We start from the raw sequence: 14,022 nt of genomic DNA, 5'->3' as shown, positions 1-14,022 counted from the left end.
TACAACCATAGATGAAGATGATCTTGAAGCAGACCTACTTCCCTTATTTATAGACGAAAGCAAGGATATTCTTTCTGCTGCTGCCGAGTATTTGGAGCACTGGCGCGAGGATGAAGACTTCATCGAAGGTATTGTTGAGTTACAAAGGGAAATGCATACCCTGAAAGGGGGAGCGAGACTTGCTGACGTTGACCCGATCGGCGACTTAGCTGAAGCCGTCAACACTCGTTTAGAGCAGATGATAGACGGTCAACTAAATGACCCTGAAGGCTTGTACCATGCAATCACTAAAGCATACCAAGAATTCACCGAAATGCTTGAATGCTTGATTCACGGAGAAGAATTAAAGCCTGCGCCTGAATTAATTGCTGAAGTGAATAAAGCGGGACTTAAAAGCGAAGTATCCAGTCCTTCCGAAACCGCAGCACCTATCGCAACATCTACGCTAGCACAAGCATTAGGCGACGATGTCGACCTAGAAGTGTTGGAGCTATTTGTCGAAGAAGCGCGCGAGCTAATCGAAGCGCTAGAAGAACAAATTTCCGAGTGGTCTAAGTCACCAAAAGAAGAAACGCCAAATTTAGAAATTCAACGCATACTTCATACCTTGAAGGGTGGAGCCAGACTTTCAAATTTGGCTAAATTAGCTGATGAGAGTCATGACTTGGAATCTCGTTTGCTCAAAGCTCAATCAAATAAGGAAGCATTTGAAGGAGCCCTTAAGGATTCTGTACTTAAGAGCCAGGATGAACTCCTGAAACTTGTCGATGAACTAGAAGCTCTAGCTTCAGGTGACGCACTAACTGAAGAACATGCAACACCTTCTAACACTAGCGAAACACCTAAAGCTGAACCAAGCAAAGCAGCCACGCCAAGTAAATCTATCGCTGCTGAAGAAACCGTCAAAGCAGCAAGACAAGCACCTGCGAAGAAAACCAAAACCTCTGACAAGCAAACACCAGCCGAGAATATTCAAGCAGTCCAAAAAGTGGCACCTCAAGAAACGATCCGTGTTTCTGCCAGCCTACTCGACTCCCTGGTTAACCTTGCAGGTGAGACCAGTATCTCGCGCGGTCGCTTGGAACAACAAATTAGTGACTTTGGCTTCACGCTGGAAGAAATGTCGGCAACCATTGAACGTCTACGTGAACAGCTTCGTCGTATGGATATGGAAACCGAAGCTCAAGTACTGTTCAGAGCCGAAAAAGAAGGTCTGAAAGCTCCCGACTATGAAGACTTCGATCCGCTTGAAATGGACAGATACTCTTCGATTCAGCAGCTTTCGCGAGCCTTAACGGAGTCAACATCAGACCTTCAGGACCTTCGAGATACCTTGTCTGACCGTTCACGAGATGCCGAGACTTTATTATTACAGCAATCCCGTATTAACTCAGAACTGCAAGAAGGCTTGATGAAAACACGGATGATACCGTTTTCATCAATTGTTCCAAGACTACGCCGTATCGTTCGCCAAATTGGTGGCGAGCTAGGTAAGCAAGTCGATTTTGATGCACTGAATACCGAAGGTGAAATGGATCGTTCCGTATTGGAAAGAATGGTCGCTCCGCTTGAACACATGTTACGTAACGCCCTCGATCATGGTATTGAAACTGTTAACGAGCGTAAAAAAGCTGGCAAACCAGAGAGTGGCACAATCACACTCTCTCTAATGCGTGAAGGCGGAAATATTGTCTTGAAGATGAAGGACGATGGCGCTGGAATTAACGACAAAGTTGTTCTAGATAAAGCGATAAAACAAGGGCTTGTACCCAAAAACACGAAACCTAGCCGCCATGAAATTATGCAATTTATCATGCACCAGGGTTTCAGTACGGCAGAAAAAGTGACGCAGATTTCCGGTCGAGGTGTCGGCATGGACGTTGTAGCCAGTGAAATCAAGCAAATGGGCGGCAGCATTGAAATCAATTCTGAGTTTGGTCACGGTACCGAGTTTGCTATTCGTCTACCCTTTACGGTATCCGTTAACCGAGCGCTGATGGTAAACATTGGTGAAGACTTCTACGCCATTCCTCTGAATACTATTGAAGGTATTGTTCGAGTCAGCCCTTATGAGCTGGAAGAATACTATAAACCTGATGCACCAATGTATGAATACGCTGGTCGCGAGTATCAGCTACAGTACCTAGGTAAACTACTACACAGCAGTCATCACCCTAAATTGCAGGGGCAACCACTACCGCTACCCGTCATTCTGGTTAGAGGAAGTGACAAGCCTATGGCGCTACAGGTTGATAGCTTGATGGGCAGCCGTGAGATCGTTGTAAAAAGTCTTGGGCCTCAATTTGCCAATGTTCATGGAGCTTCTGGAGCAACTATTCTCGGTGACGGTAGCGTTGTCGTGATTCTTGACCTTCCTGCGCTCATTCGAGACGACATGGCAGGCATACTCGATTCTCTAAGTTCTAATGAAGATAACATTATTAAAGAGAAGCAAACGAAGACTGTCATGGTGGTCGATGACTCGGTTACTGTTAGGAAGGTTACCACGCGCTTGCTTGAACGAAATGGCTACGAAGTTATTACCGCGAAGGATGGTGTTGACGCTATAGCAACACTACAAGATCATAAACCTGATGTAATGCTTCTCGATATCGAAATGCCACGTATGGACGGTTTTGAGGTTGCAACACTGGTACGGCATGACGAACGCTTGAAAGATGTGCCAATCATCATGATTACCTCCCGAACCGGCCAAAAGCACAAAGAACGGGCACTTTCTATCGGTGTGAATGAATATCTTGGTAAGCCTTTCCAGGAACATGATTTACTGGAAAATATTGAGCGGTTCATTGGCTAAATGAATGTGCCGGAAGCGAGACCTAAGATCGGTGTCATATCGGATTGTGCCTTACAAAGGCACGTTCTGAGCAAAGCACTCAACGCTTTTGGCTTAAACCCTGTTATCAGTTGTGAGCCCGATATGCTTGCACAGCAACAAAGTGAAAAACTCGATCAGATCCAATGCTGGATTTTAGCTTTGCAAGAAGATACTTTTGAGTCGGTAGCGTTAGATGACATCATTGACCAAGCAGACAATATTCCTGTGCTCTTTGGTTTGGATAAAGCCCCAGGAAAACACGATGAGCAATATATTTCGTGGGAACGACGACTAGTCAGTAAACTAGAAGAGCATCTTGGTTGCATTGATATTCTAGAATCAGAAGACTCTATACTCGCTCTAGACTCCCAGGCCACCAATCACGTCGCAATAGATAAAGCTCAGTCTAAGCCCGTTTTCAGCCAGCCTTCAGACATCGAAAAGGCACCCAGACTGTCTCATCCGCCATCTAAAGACGTTTGGGTTCTAGCAGCCTCACTCGGTGGTCCTGCAGCGGTGAAAGAGTTCCTGGATGAAATTCCATCTACGATCAGAGCCGGCTTTCTTTATGCTCAGCATGTCGATGCCCACTTCTCGGGCGTACTAACACGCGTCTTAGGCCGTCATTCAATGCTCGACCTAAAGCCTATAACCGACTGCTGTTTAGTTAAAGATGGCGAAGTTCTCGTCGTTCCTGTCGACAATGAAGTCTGCTTTTCATCTAATGGTGTCTCAATTAGAGACAATGAATGGGAAGGACCCTATGGTCCATCAATTGACCATTTATTAAGAAATCTGTTTGCGCATTATGGAAAACGTTGCCATGTGATCGTATTTAGCGGCATGGGGAATGACGGCTCGTTGATGGCACCTACGATGCATAAGCAAGGCTGCTCAGTATGGACTCAAGCACCAGATGGGTGTGCGAATGGCTCGATGCCGCAATCTGTGATTGATCTTGAATGCAGTGCATACACCGCATCTCCAAAAGACCTGGCTCGAGCATTAATTAATAAAGTTGGCTGCTACAGTGCACCTGACGCCAGTGCTAGCAATTTAGAAACAAACAAAGGAGTTTAATTGTGTCGGATGCTCAAAGTGTTATCTCTAGCCTATATCTACCGGTTAGTAATACCCAGCTCTTATTACCTAACGTTAGCGTCGCTGAAGTAGTAGGCTATCAAGCGCCTGAAAACCGCGATACTAAGCCAGATTACTTTCTAGGTCTTGTATCCTGGCGTGGAATCAATATTCCTTTATTATCGTATGAAATCGCCAATGGGCTCTCAGCAGCCAAGGTCACACCCAACTCCAGAATTGCGGTAGTCAATACTATTGGTAAACACCAAAAAGACTTACCTTTTTTTGCTATTGTGACGCAAGGTATCCCCCGACTTGTAAAAGTAGGGAATGAGATATCTCAACAGTCTGACCGTAAGCCAGGAAAAGCTGACTCAGCAATGATCACACTGGATGGTGAAGAAGCTGTAATTCCAAATATTGAATACCTCGAATCATTAGCCTACGAGAACCTATGACTAAAGCAAAAGAGCACCTAAATAATGCTGCACTCTCCGGGCTGCTATTTTTCTGTGTGTTCTTTGCTATTAGCTTGTTTCTTAACGACCAAATAGCACAGAGTGTCCTATTTTTCATCTGCGCGCCTTGCTTTACAAAGGCTTTCTTCACTGCTCATCTTTCATCGCCCTCAAGAAAAAAACAACTCTTGATAGCCTGCACCGCACTGTGGGTCTGCATTGATATAACGCTAGTCAGCCATAGCCTTAGTGAATTCTCATTAGTTTTATATTGGCTGTTCCCTTTGGCAGCAGCAACGCTTATTTTAATTGGGGTAAAGTTTGGCTCGATTTTGTCATTGAGTGCGCTATGCCTCAGCTTCCCACTAACACCTGAAAACAACAGTAGCTCATTTTTCTTTCAGGCTTTATCGTTTGCATTATTTCTTAGCTTATTCTCGGTATTACTTACTTACCTTACCAAGCTAGAGAAAGATCTAAAACTCGCCACTAGAACTGACCCTTTAACCGGTTGCACAAGTATTCCTTATTTCAAACACAAACTAAAATCTGCCACCGAACTTCAACGACGCTATAAGGATCAGGTCACCTGCTTAAGCCTTAGCAGCGAATGTATGATTAAAAAGTATCGCGATCACGAACAGTGGCTAGTGGAAGTATCGCAGATTTGCCAAAGCCGGATACGCCAAACTGACGTAATCTGTAACTACACCAACAAACGCTTTCTAATTCTTTTACCTAATACAGATCTTGATAATGCCCATAACTTAGGCAAAGACTTAATACAGGCTTGTGAAGCTTACAAGTTTAGCTACCTTGCCAAACAAGATGAACCAGCTAAATTCCACTATGAGCTTTCAAGCTATTCCGATAATGACGACTGGGAAAGTTGGCTCAGTCAACTAACTCGGTGATCAATTAAGCTTATTCCTTAACTTTTTTACCAATTCCCAAGCAATTTAAGAATTAGTAGCTAAAATAAATAAAACGTAAGCACGAAACTGGCTCAGGTTTTTTCATTCAATGCCGATAATAGCATTGATATGGTTGCACTGATGAACATGGCAAGAACAAGCAAAACGTCATTTATCCCAGTGCCGAAACTTTAGGTTTTAACACCCGTTAAAACTATGTTTGATGAAACCAGTGATTACCAGCTCTAATAAAACAATGAGCAGGTAACTAACTCGACCAGATAAGTAACAAACAATAATTTTTGGAATGCCGATACTTTTGAATAAAAAGGCATCTTCAGATAACGCAACAAGTATATTCAGGTAAGGTTATGTTTGGATTAAATAAGAATGCATTGAAAGTAAATGAAGTTGCGATCGACAAAGTCGAGCTACAGTCATTAGAGCAAAAAGCGGCACTGCTTGATCAGTTTTTTAGTCAAGACCCTGCCTCCCAGATTCAAGAGCTCGCAGCTAGCGTTAACGAGAAGCTACAAGGCGGCTCAGACTTTGCAAGCGGTATTGAAGGCAGTTGCCAAGGCATGGAGTCTCTCGTAGGCGAAGGTCTGGCGATACACTCTTCTGCACAACAAGCCAGTGACGCGACCAACCAGGCATCTGATACATCCAAACAATGTAGCGCCGACATGAGACAGCTTGCAGATAACCTGGAAACCTCATCTCGATACATCTCTGAATTTACATCTTTGCTGGAAAGCTTGGATGAAAGTAATAAAACGATTAGTAAATTACTTGAGTCGATCAAAGCCATTGCCGACCAAACTAACTTGCTAGCACTCAACGCTGCGATCGAAGCAGCGCGAGCTGGCGAACACGGTCGAGGCTTTGCGGTTGTTGCCGATGAAGTACGACAGCTTGCAAACACCTCAAATGAGTCAGCAGAAGAAATCCAGGGTGAGATCACCAAGATCACCGAAATATCGAACTCGGTTATCTCGAAGCAGCAAGAAGTTGCTGAAGTCGTGAGTAGCAGCGTAACAATTGCTAATGAAACCATGAGTAATCTAGGTGGTTTGGAAGAAGTTGCTAGCAATAGTGCTGACGTAGTTAACACCCTTACTTCCAGCCTAAGCACTCAAGCTGATCAAACAGAACAAATTAAGAACGCACTGCAAGGTGCGATTGAAGGCGCATCAATCAACGCTAGCTCTGGCAGTCTCGATGAGCAATTCCAGGCACTGATCGATCAACTAAATGACTTACAGCGCTAGGTCGCTATAAACGACAGACTTTCGTCAGCTTTCTTTACAAGCGGCCAGCTTTAGTTTTATATTCAAGTTGGCCGCTTTCAAAATTAAATTTTTTTCCCATGTTATCCTTTTGTTTTTATTTACTTTATTTTCCCTCTCAGACATGTTCAAAATACTTGGCAGAGTAAATGCTTAACTATTATTTACCAAACAATCAAGCTCAGGTCTGATAATTCAGGGTAACCTGAATGGAGGTAGTAAAATGAGCCAAAGTACTTGCCCCACAATGCAATGCGATCTCGCCACCTTAGAGAAACTCTACCAAAACAAGTGCCTGCAAGCTGAAAAAGCAAAGGCTGGCACCAATACATTTATGTACCAAGTTCTTAAAGCGGAAGCAGATAATATTCGATTCGCAATTGATCGGTACTAATTGTCTCTTACTTTCTGCTAAACGCTATCTGCAAATTAGGTTGACCAAGTGGGAAAAGGCTTTCCCCAGCTATTCCAAGCATGTAAAATCCGGCATTTCCCACATCTTCGGTATTTCTTATGCTTGACGCCTTATCACAAAATTATAAAGCCATTATTGAAAGTCTTGGTGAAGACAGCTCTCGCGAAGGCTTATTAGATACACCGACTCGTGCAGCCAAGGCTATGCAATTTCTCACTCAGGGATATCAACAAAGCCTTGATGATATAGTAAATAACGCGGTGTTCGAGTCTGACAATGACCAAATGGTTATTGTAAAAGACATAGAGCTATACTCTCTTTGCGAACACCACCTACTGCCTTTTATTGGCAAGTGCCATATCGCTTATTTGCCAAACGGCAAGGTTTTGGGTCTGTCTAAATTTGCTCGTATTGTCGACATGTATGCGCGACGCTTCCAGATTCAGGAAAACCTCACTCGTCAAGTGGCTGAAACAATCCAGCAAGTGACTGGCGCAAAAGGTGTGGCTGTCATCATTGAGTCAAAACATATGTGTATGATGATGCGCGGCGTTGAAAAACAAAATTCAGTCATGAACACTTCCGTTATGCTGGGCGCTTTCAGACAGTCTCAGGCAACACGTAGTGAATTCCTAACGCTCGCAACCAACTCTTAAGAACATGTCGCTGTGTGTCTAGGATCGATACACAGCACTCTTGCCACCAACAGGTATGATCAATGCTAAAACTCGACTCACTTAATCAACTCAAGCAACTCAAGCAAGATATCAAAGCTAGTCGCAATCTCTGCATTGGGACAGTTAAAGGTTCTGCTTACAAATTTGGTTTTGTGACACTTGATACCAACCGAGACGTTTATCTTCCACCCGATGAAATGGAGCGCGTACTCCCTGGTGATAGAGTAGAAGTTGAAGTCATAAAAGATGCAAAGAACAAAAAGGTCGCTAAATTAGAAAGGCTAATTGAAAGCAACACCCAGTTCTTTTGTGGCAAATACATAGAGAAGGGTAAAGCTGCTTTTGTTGAGCCCGATATCCAAGGCATGTGTCGGTGGTTTTTTATTCCTCCTCAAAAGCGCAAAAAAGCCAAAGCGAAAGACCTGGTTGTCTGCAAGGTTACTCAACATCCTTTTAAGTCAGGGAAAGCACAAGCAAGCATTGTCGAGCTAATTGGTACCGACCAAGATATCGGTATCGAATCATTGTATGCCAGCAAGAAGCACCGCCTGGAAACAAGCTGGAGCAAAGTCGAGCAAGAACAAGCAGATGCGATTTCAGAAGAACAGATAGCAGGTTTAAGCGAAGGGCGTAAAAACTATTGTGAACTTCCCTTTGTTACCATTGACTCGTCTTCTACGAAAGATATAGACGATGCCTTGTATGCAGAAAAAGCTGAGCAAGGTTGGTATATATATATTGCGATTGCCGACCCCTGCGCCATGATTGATGCCGGCTCAGCCATCGAGAAAAGTCTGATAAAACGCGCAAGTTCAGTCTACTTCCCCGGTCAGACTATCGCGATGCTTCCAGAAAAGCTGGGCAGTGATATCTGCTCTTTGGTAGAAGGTAAACCGCGTCTGGCCAAAGTAGTAAAAGCGACTGTAAGTGAGACTGGAGATATCGAAAGCTACGAGCTAGAACAAGCGCTTATTCAATCTCATAAAAAGCTTAGTTACGAAGTCGTTGGCAGCTTTATTGACCAAGGCGAAGCGCTAGACGAGTGCAGCAGCGATATTCAGGAAAGCCTGAAGCATCTTAAGACTATTGCCGATAAACGATCAGAATTCCGCAACAAGCACAACCTGATTCAAAAAGACCGTCAAGAGTTCTACCTCGAGCTGAATGACCAGGGAAAGATTGCAGAGATCAAACAGAAAGTATTCTCCAGCGCTCACCGTATAGTTGAAGAAGCGATGGTCGCTGCAAACTGTTGCATCGCAGAACTCATTTCCAAAAGCAAACTTCCCGGTATCTACATTAGCCATAAAGGCATACGTGCCGATCGCTTGGAAAGCTTGGATAAAGTACTGCAAGAAAACATTCCTGAGTACAAAGAAGATTCTTTAGCGTCTTTAGACAGCTTTGTTGAACTATCAAAACAGCTTTCCAGTAATGATGAGTTAACTCGCTACCAACTACTTATTTCTCGCCAGTTAGAGAAAAGCCAGCTAAGCCTAGAACCTGCGCCTCACTTCGGCATGGGATTGCAGCAGTATTGCAACTTCACCTCCCCCCTTAGAAAAGCCAGTGACTTTTTAGTACACCGCCAACTCGATGCGATTGCAGCCAACAATGAAAGCTACATTAACGAAGCTCAAATAGAAGCATTAAGTGAGAATTCGAGTAAAGCCAAAAGTGCCGTCTATGATGTTGAGCAATGGCTGAAGTGCCAGTATTTAGCTAAGAACAAACAAACCTTAAATGCTACGATTCATCGTGTCTTTTCTTCTGGTTTTCAAGTTCGTCTAGCAGAAACAGGTATTGAAGGATTTGTCTCAACCAAGGAGATGGAAGGGAAGTATAGCTTTAACCAAGACCTGCTTTGCATCACCAACAAAGAGCAGTCCTTCCAACTCGACCAAGCAGTACAAGTAAAACTCAAGCAAATCGACTGGTCTCGTAAACAAATTCAGTTCGAATTAGTTTAGACCGGCTACATCCTGGCCAAATTCTTGTCTGTCCTCAGCAGAGCCATGTAGGATATCTCCTACATGGCTTTAGGTTTTATCCTATTTTTTCCTACATGTGGTTTCCGTAATATACTCATCAAACGGAAGCAACATCAAACGGACTTGTTAGGGAAGGCAGGAGCCAATCTGAAGGATTCAGATAACTACACAGGGCAGTTGTAGATCAAGGAACGATAAGGCAAGGGACAATTGTGCTGCAGGAGCGGCTGAATAACTAAGGACAGTGGCAAAACAAGGATTTGTTCACGGATGTTCAATGGATACAATTAACTGATGGAACAGTAAAGGAAGCGCCTATTCTAGGGTATCGCACGGATTGCGATACCCATTCTATTTTCCCCTCTACGTCAATTCAGTCGCTAAGCTTTTACCAGACCAACTAAGCCCGCCACCATATACTCACTAATAATATTGATATAAGTCTCTAAATCTGTATCTTCTTGGCAATGCAAACCGCCATTCCAAATTGTACTAATCGCGCCATCAAAGGTCGCTTCTAAGCCCATCATTAAGTGCTCAATGGGCATATCAGGAAACATCCCACTCTTAATACCTGGCTCCAGTATTGAGCCAATGTAGGAGGCAAATAAATCGTCTAATTGGTCAAACTCGGCCCGTAATTCCGGGGTGAGGCGTTCTCTAAAGTCGACACGCTTACAATAAAACGAAACCCGCGCTTCAGCCGGATTATCAAGAAATTGCGCAAAGGAAGCGCGAATAATTTCACGAATGATATCTATTGCTTCTGAATGTGGTGGTAGCGCTTCGTAAGAGGCCAGCATACGACGCAAAAACGAGATTGAAATCTGAGCGTAAATCTCTTCTTTACAGGTAAAATGCTTATAAACGGTCCCTTTGCCTATCTCTGCTTTTTTGGAAATCTGCTCAACGGTCACAGTTTCCCAATGTGGGTTCTCAAACAAACTGATCGCCGCTTTGAGAATTTCCTGCTCCCTCTTAGCAAACTCAACCTGCTTTCGACTTAAGCCTTCACTTCCTTCCGACATTACACTCTCACAAACTTCAATTACGAATTAATTCAATCAGCCAGCTAGGTGACCGATAGTCATTAAGTCTAGTTCTAAATTCACAGCTATTCTAGTTTTTCTTAAGATCCACAATCATCTGTTTCATGCTTAAGATTTCAGCTTGAAGGTCACTAATAGTTGGCTCATCCTTTTTACTTTCTTGCCGCGCTTTAGCATGCTCTTCTTCCATCACATTAACGACAATACCAATTACCATATTGAGAAATGCAAAGGCTGTAAAAAAGATAAACGATAAGTAGTATATCCAGCTGAAGGGGTACACCTCCATCGTTTCATATTGAACATCAGTCCAATCTTCAAAGGTCATCACCCTAAACAAGGTCAGCATGGAAATAGCAATATTTCCCCATAAGTCAGGATTAATTGTTTGGAATAAAAAGCTTCCGACAGCAGCATAGATATAAAAGATGATAAACATCAAAAGCATGACATAGCCCAGCTGTGGCAAGGCCTTGATTAAAGAGTTAATCAAGATGCGCAACTCAGGAATCACCGATATCATCCTCAAAACTCTGAACACTCTGACCAAACGAGCCAACAATGCCATTTCAGAGTCGTCAATTGGTATCAGACTTATTACCACCACCAGCGTATCAAATACGTTCCAACCGCTTTTAAAGAAGTGCCGCTTATTTGGCTCAGCAACAAAACGAATAACGATTTCAACCAGAAAGAACAGGGTGATAAACAGATCCAGCATTTTGGTGAATGCTATGGCCTGCACAGGCAAATCGTAGGTTTTTGCGCCAATTTCCAAGGCGGAAATAATAATGATAAAAATAACAAAGAGCTCAAAAGCCCGATTGTTCTTGAGTTGGTAAAAAAGAGACTGTAGCGAAGAATAATTCATTAACTGCGTAAACTATAAAAAACTTGGATTAGGTAATACTTGACGGCTATTTTACCGAAACAGAGGAAATAGTCACTTAAAGACTCTGACCAAATATATAAGCAAGCTGAGCCAAGCCAGCCATGGCACCAAGAATACCACCGATAATGATCAGTTTTATCTCATCTTCCTGAAAACAAGGCCTTAGTAGATCCTGAAATTCTTCAGAAGGGAGCTCCTTCATTCGTTGCGCCATGATATCCTGTACAACCTTGGCCCTCTCCTGGTTAAACAAAGGGTCACGCAGCGTAGTTTTTGACAAATCTACTGCCTTCAATCCGGCATCTTCTTTGAGTTCAGCAAAGCCTTTCGGCCCCATAGCGGCTTGAGTAAAAGGCTTAATCAAACCAACCGTATCATCTACCATGTTTTCAAAATGTCTTTGAATAATAGCCCTTGTACGCTTTGCTTCCGGCCCTTTCAGCATGGCTTGGGCGATTTGATCAACTGTCAGGATTTCTTCAGTAATGATTTTACAAAAAGACTCTGATACAGAGTCTTGCCGCTTTAAAAATAAACCGTGTATTGTCAGGCCTAAAAACTTAAAGGGCTTAACAGGCCGGAAAATCATATTCAACGCCACCCAGTTAGTCGCCCACCCCACCAAAAATCCGCATACTGGCAAGATCCACGGGTAGGGTAAGAAGTACCAAAGTATTAACTGGGGAAGCCCAAACAAAAAGCCAAACCAGAGGCCGCTTTTTATAATAAAGCGAAACTCCTGAGCCCCGCATTCGAGAAAGATTTTATTCAGCAGCGTTTTATCATCTTCCAGCTTCTCGATAACCATCAGCTTAAGATCAAACAATGACTCTATCTTTGGCCCGATATCCTCGACAAGATTCTGCATAATTCTCGGCAGTTGACTCTTTACCCTCTCATAAACCAGCTCTTTAACGGGTCTTGGTAGATTTTGCCAAAGCGTTCGATGGCGCTTAAGCATAATTTCATCAACTAGTTCTTCAGTGCGAGGAGCAAGTGACTCGAGAATATGCTCGCCAATTAGAGCAGGGCTCATTTGCTCAACAATATCAGAGACTGAGCCAATTCTGGACAAGGTTGAATCAACACTGATTTCCGCCATCTTCCTAGCCTTTGAGGGAATAATTCCCTGCCAGCCAAAAATGGGCCGAATGCCCCAGAATTTGATCGGATAAAAAGTAAGCTTAATGGCTAACCAGTTGGTGATGAATCCAACAATTCCCGCAATTAAGGGAATGCTTGCCAACTTGAGTAGCTCGAAGTATGAGTTCACTTCCATAATGACAGATACGTTTTGTAATTGTTATTTGGGAATAATCGTCGCGCTCAGCCCCAATAATTTAACGCTTCAAGGCCAGCCAGATTGCAATTTAGCATGCTATCACATAGGATTCACGGATTGTGTTCTACTTTAATAACAGGCTGATTATGTCACGTCGAAGCTTACTGGAAATTGGCCTTGTTCAACGCCTTGCCCTCGCGGCCTCGCTAAGTGCAGTACTAATTTATTGTGTCTACAGTGTCACCAGGTAGATAATGATTTTATCTTTCCGAAATCTAACGCTCGGCTACGAAGCGCACCCCGCTGTTCACCACCTTTCTGCCAGCATTGATAAAGGCATGCTTGTTGCCCTTGTTGGGCCTAACGGTGCAGGTAAATCGACACTGCTTAAAGGTATTATGGGGCAACTTGCTCCCTTAGAAGGTGATATTCAATTTGGACCCGTCGAGAAAGATGATATTGCTTATCTTCCTCAACAAAACATGGTCGATAGAAGCTTCCCTATTACAGTTCAGGAAATGGTCGCTCTTGGCGCCTGGAAACATATGGGTGCTTTCGGGCGATTACGTAGCAAGCATAAAAAGCAAGTCGCACAAGCGCTGCAGCAACTGGGTTTATCAGGGTTTGAAAAACGCTTGATCGGATCTCTTTCAGGAGGGCAAATGCAGCGCGTTTTGTTCGCACGCTTGCTCGTTCAAGAAGCCAACCTAATATTATTAGATGAGCCTTTTACCGGCGTAGACAGCCGAACAACACATGACCTACTACACTTGATTCAACACTGGCATGAACAGGGTAAAACGATTGTTGCAGTACTCCATGACCTTGAGCAAGTAAAGTCTCACTTCCCACATTGCCTTTTGTTATCGCGAGAGCCCATCGCTTTTGGGCCAACTGCCGGCGTATTGACTGAGCAAAACTGGCAACGAGCACGACAACTCAACGAAGCCTTTGATGAAAACGCCGTGTATTGCGGGGCTCACTAACAGATGTTCGATCTTTTTATTGCGCCAATTTTAGACTTCTCATTTATGCAACGCGCTATCGTTGGCTGCCTTGCGATTGCGATTAGCGCAGCGCCTATTGGCGTTTTTCTGATGTTAAGACGCATGAGTTTAACTGGCGACGCCATGGCA

Annotated in this window: 13 protein-coding genes; 10 read left to right on the top strand and 3 right to left on the bottom strand. The window is 43.6% G+C overall.

All coding sequences use genetic code 11. The features are described 5' to 3' along the window. The 8 genes from A3763_RS21095 to A3763_RS21065 form a co-directional block, all read left to right on the top strand. A partial coding sequence (locus A3763_RS21095) for a response regulator (RefSeq protein WP_156495229.1) occupies positions 1-2,818 on the top strand: 2,818 nt, incomplete at its 5' end. Positions 2,819-2,824: 6 nt separating this feature from the next. Further along, positions 2,825-3,919 (top strand): chemotaxis protein CheB, encoded by a 1,095-nt coding sequence (locus A3763_RS21090; protein WP_197476144.1) that lies wholly within the window; start codon positions 2,825-2,827, stop codon positions 3,917-3,919. A gap of 2 nt (positions 3,920-3,921) precedes the next feature. Further along, entirely contained in the window at positions 3,922-4,377 is a 456-nt protein-coding gene (locus A3763_RS21085; RefSeq protein WP_068507350.1) for a chemotaxis protein CheW, read from the top strand. Next, positions 4,374-5,291: a diguanylate cyclase domain-containing protein gene (locus A3763_RS21080; RefSeq protein ID WP_068508707.1), complete on the top strand. Its 918-nt coding sequence runs from the start codon at positions 4,374-4,376 to the stop codon at positions 5,289-5,291. The genes A3763_RS21085 and A3763_RS21080 overlap by 4 nt, the downstream gene beginning before the upstream one ends. A 371-nt stretch (positions 5,292-5,662) precedes the next feature. Beyond that, complete coding sequence (locus A3763_RS21075; RefSeq protein WP_082870379.1) at positions 5,663-6,562, top strand: methyl-accepting chemotaxis protein; 900 nt, start codon at positions 5,663-5,665, stop codon at positions 6,560-6,562. A 241-nt stretch (positions 6,563-6,803) separates the two neighbouring features. Continuing rightward, positions 6,804-6,974 carry a hypothetical protein gene (locus A3763_RS27730; RefSeq protein ID WP_156490561.1) on the top strand — a complete coding sequence of 57 codons (171 nt, stop codon included), beginning with the start codon at positions 6,804-6,806 and terminating at the stop codon, positions 6,972-6,974. Between the two features lie 119 nt (positions 6,975-7,093). Then, positions 7,094-7,651: a GTP cyclohydrolase I FolE gene (gene folE / locus A3763_RS21070; RefSeq protein WP_068508709.1), complete on the top strand. Its 558-nt coding sequence runs from the start codon at positions 7,094-7,096 to the stop codon at positions 7,649-7,651. Between the two features lie 62 nt (positions 7,652-7,713). Next, a complete protein-coding gene (locus tag A3763_RS21065) occupies positions 7,714-9,642 on the top strand; it encodes a ribonuclease R family protein (RefSeq protein WP_068508711.1) in 1,929 nt (642 codons plus the stop codon). 401 nt (positions 9,643-10,043) lie between these two features. On the opposite strand, the gene A3763_RS21060 is transcribed toward A3763_RS21065, so the two are convergent. The 3 genes from A3763_RS21060 to A3763_RS21050 all read right to left on the bottom strand — a co-directional run bounded on the left by A3763_RS21060 (position 10,044) and on the right by A3763_RS21050 (position 12,883). After that, entirely contained in the window at positions 10,044-10,691 is a 648-nt protein-coding gene (locus A3763_RS21060) for a TetR/AcrR family transcriptional regulator (RefSeq protein ID WP_068508712.1), read from the bottom strand. A gap of 91 nt (positions 10,692-10,782) precedes the next feature. Continuing rightward, positions 10,783-11,583, bottom strand: a complete 801-nt coding sequence (locus A3763_RS21055; protein ID WP_068508713.1) for an ion transporter — start codon at positions 11,581-11,583, stop codon at positions 10,783-10,785. A gap of 76 nt (positions 11,584-11,659) precedes the next feature. Beyond that, complete coding sequence (locus A3763_RS21050; RefSeq protein WP_156490115.1) at positions 11,660-12,883, bottom strand: DUF445 domain-containing protein; 1,224 nt, start codon at positions 12,881-12,883, stop codon at positions 11,660-11,662. A gap of 257 nt (positions 12,884-13,140) precedes the next feature. On the opposite strand from A3763_RS21050, the gene aztA reads away from it, so the two are divergent. Both aztA and A3763_RS27160 read left to right on the top strand, forming a co-directional pair. Further along, positions 13,141-13,872 (top strand): zinc ABC transporter ATP-binding protein AztA, encoded by a 732-nt coding sequence (gene aztA, locus A3763_RS21045; RefSeq protein WP_068552545.1) that lies wholly within the window; start codon positions 13,141-13,143, stop codon positions 13,870-13,872. Between the two features lie 3 nt (positions 13,873-13,875). Then, positions 13,876-14,022: metal ABC transporter permease (locus A3763_RS27160; RefSeq protein WP_197483027.1), on the top strand; the 147-nt coding region annotated here is incomplete at its 3' end.

The sequence above is a fragment of the Oleiphilus sp. HI0128 genome (assembly GCF_001635365.1).
The sequence above is the reverse complement of the archived record's forward strand: the minus strand, read 5'-3'. Positions and strand labels throughout refer to the sequence as shown.

Excerpts from the sequence above, each read along its gene's own strand:
- A3763_RS21080 (WP_068508707.1), top strand. The coding sequence starts at position 4,374 with ATGACTAAAGCAAAAGAGCACCTAAATAATGCTGCACTCTCCGGGCTG.
- A3763_RS21075 (WP_082870379.1), top strand. The coding sequence starts at position 5,663 with ATGTTTGGATTAAATAAGAATGCATTGAAAGTAAATGAAGTTGCGATC.
- A3763_RS27730 (WP_156490561.1), top strand. The coding sequence starts at position 6,804 with ATGAGCCAAAGTACTTGCCCCACAATGCAATGCGATCTCGCCACCTTA.
- folE (WP_068508709.1), top strand. The coding sequence starts at position 7,094 with ATGCTTGACGCCTTATCACAAAATTATAAAGCCATTATTGAAAGTCTT.
- A3763_RS21065 (WP_068508711.1), top strand. The coding sequence starts at position 7,714 with ATGCTAAAACTCGACTCACTTAATCAACTCAAGCAACTCAAGCAAGAT.
- A3763_RS21060 (WP_068508712.1), bottom strand. The coding sequence starts at position 10,691 with ATGTCGGAAGGAAGTGAAGGCTTAAGTCGAAAGCAGGTTGAGTTTGCT.
- A3763_RS21055 (WP_068508713.1), bottom strand. The coding sequence starts at position 11,583 with ATGAATTATTCTTCGCTACAGTCTCTTTTTTACCAACTCAAGAACAAT.
- A3763_RS21050 (WP_156490115.1), bottom strand. The coding sequence starts at position 12,883 with ATGGAAGTGAACTCATACTTCGAGCTACTCAAGTTGGCAAGCATTCCC.
- aztA (WP_068552545.1), top strand. The coding sequence starts at position 13,141 with ATGATTTTATCTTTCCGAAATCTAACGCTCGGCTACGAAGCGCACCCC.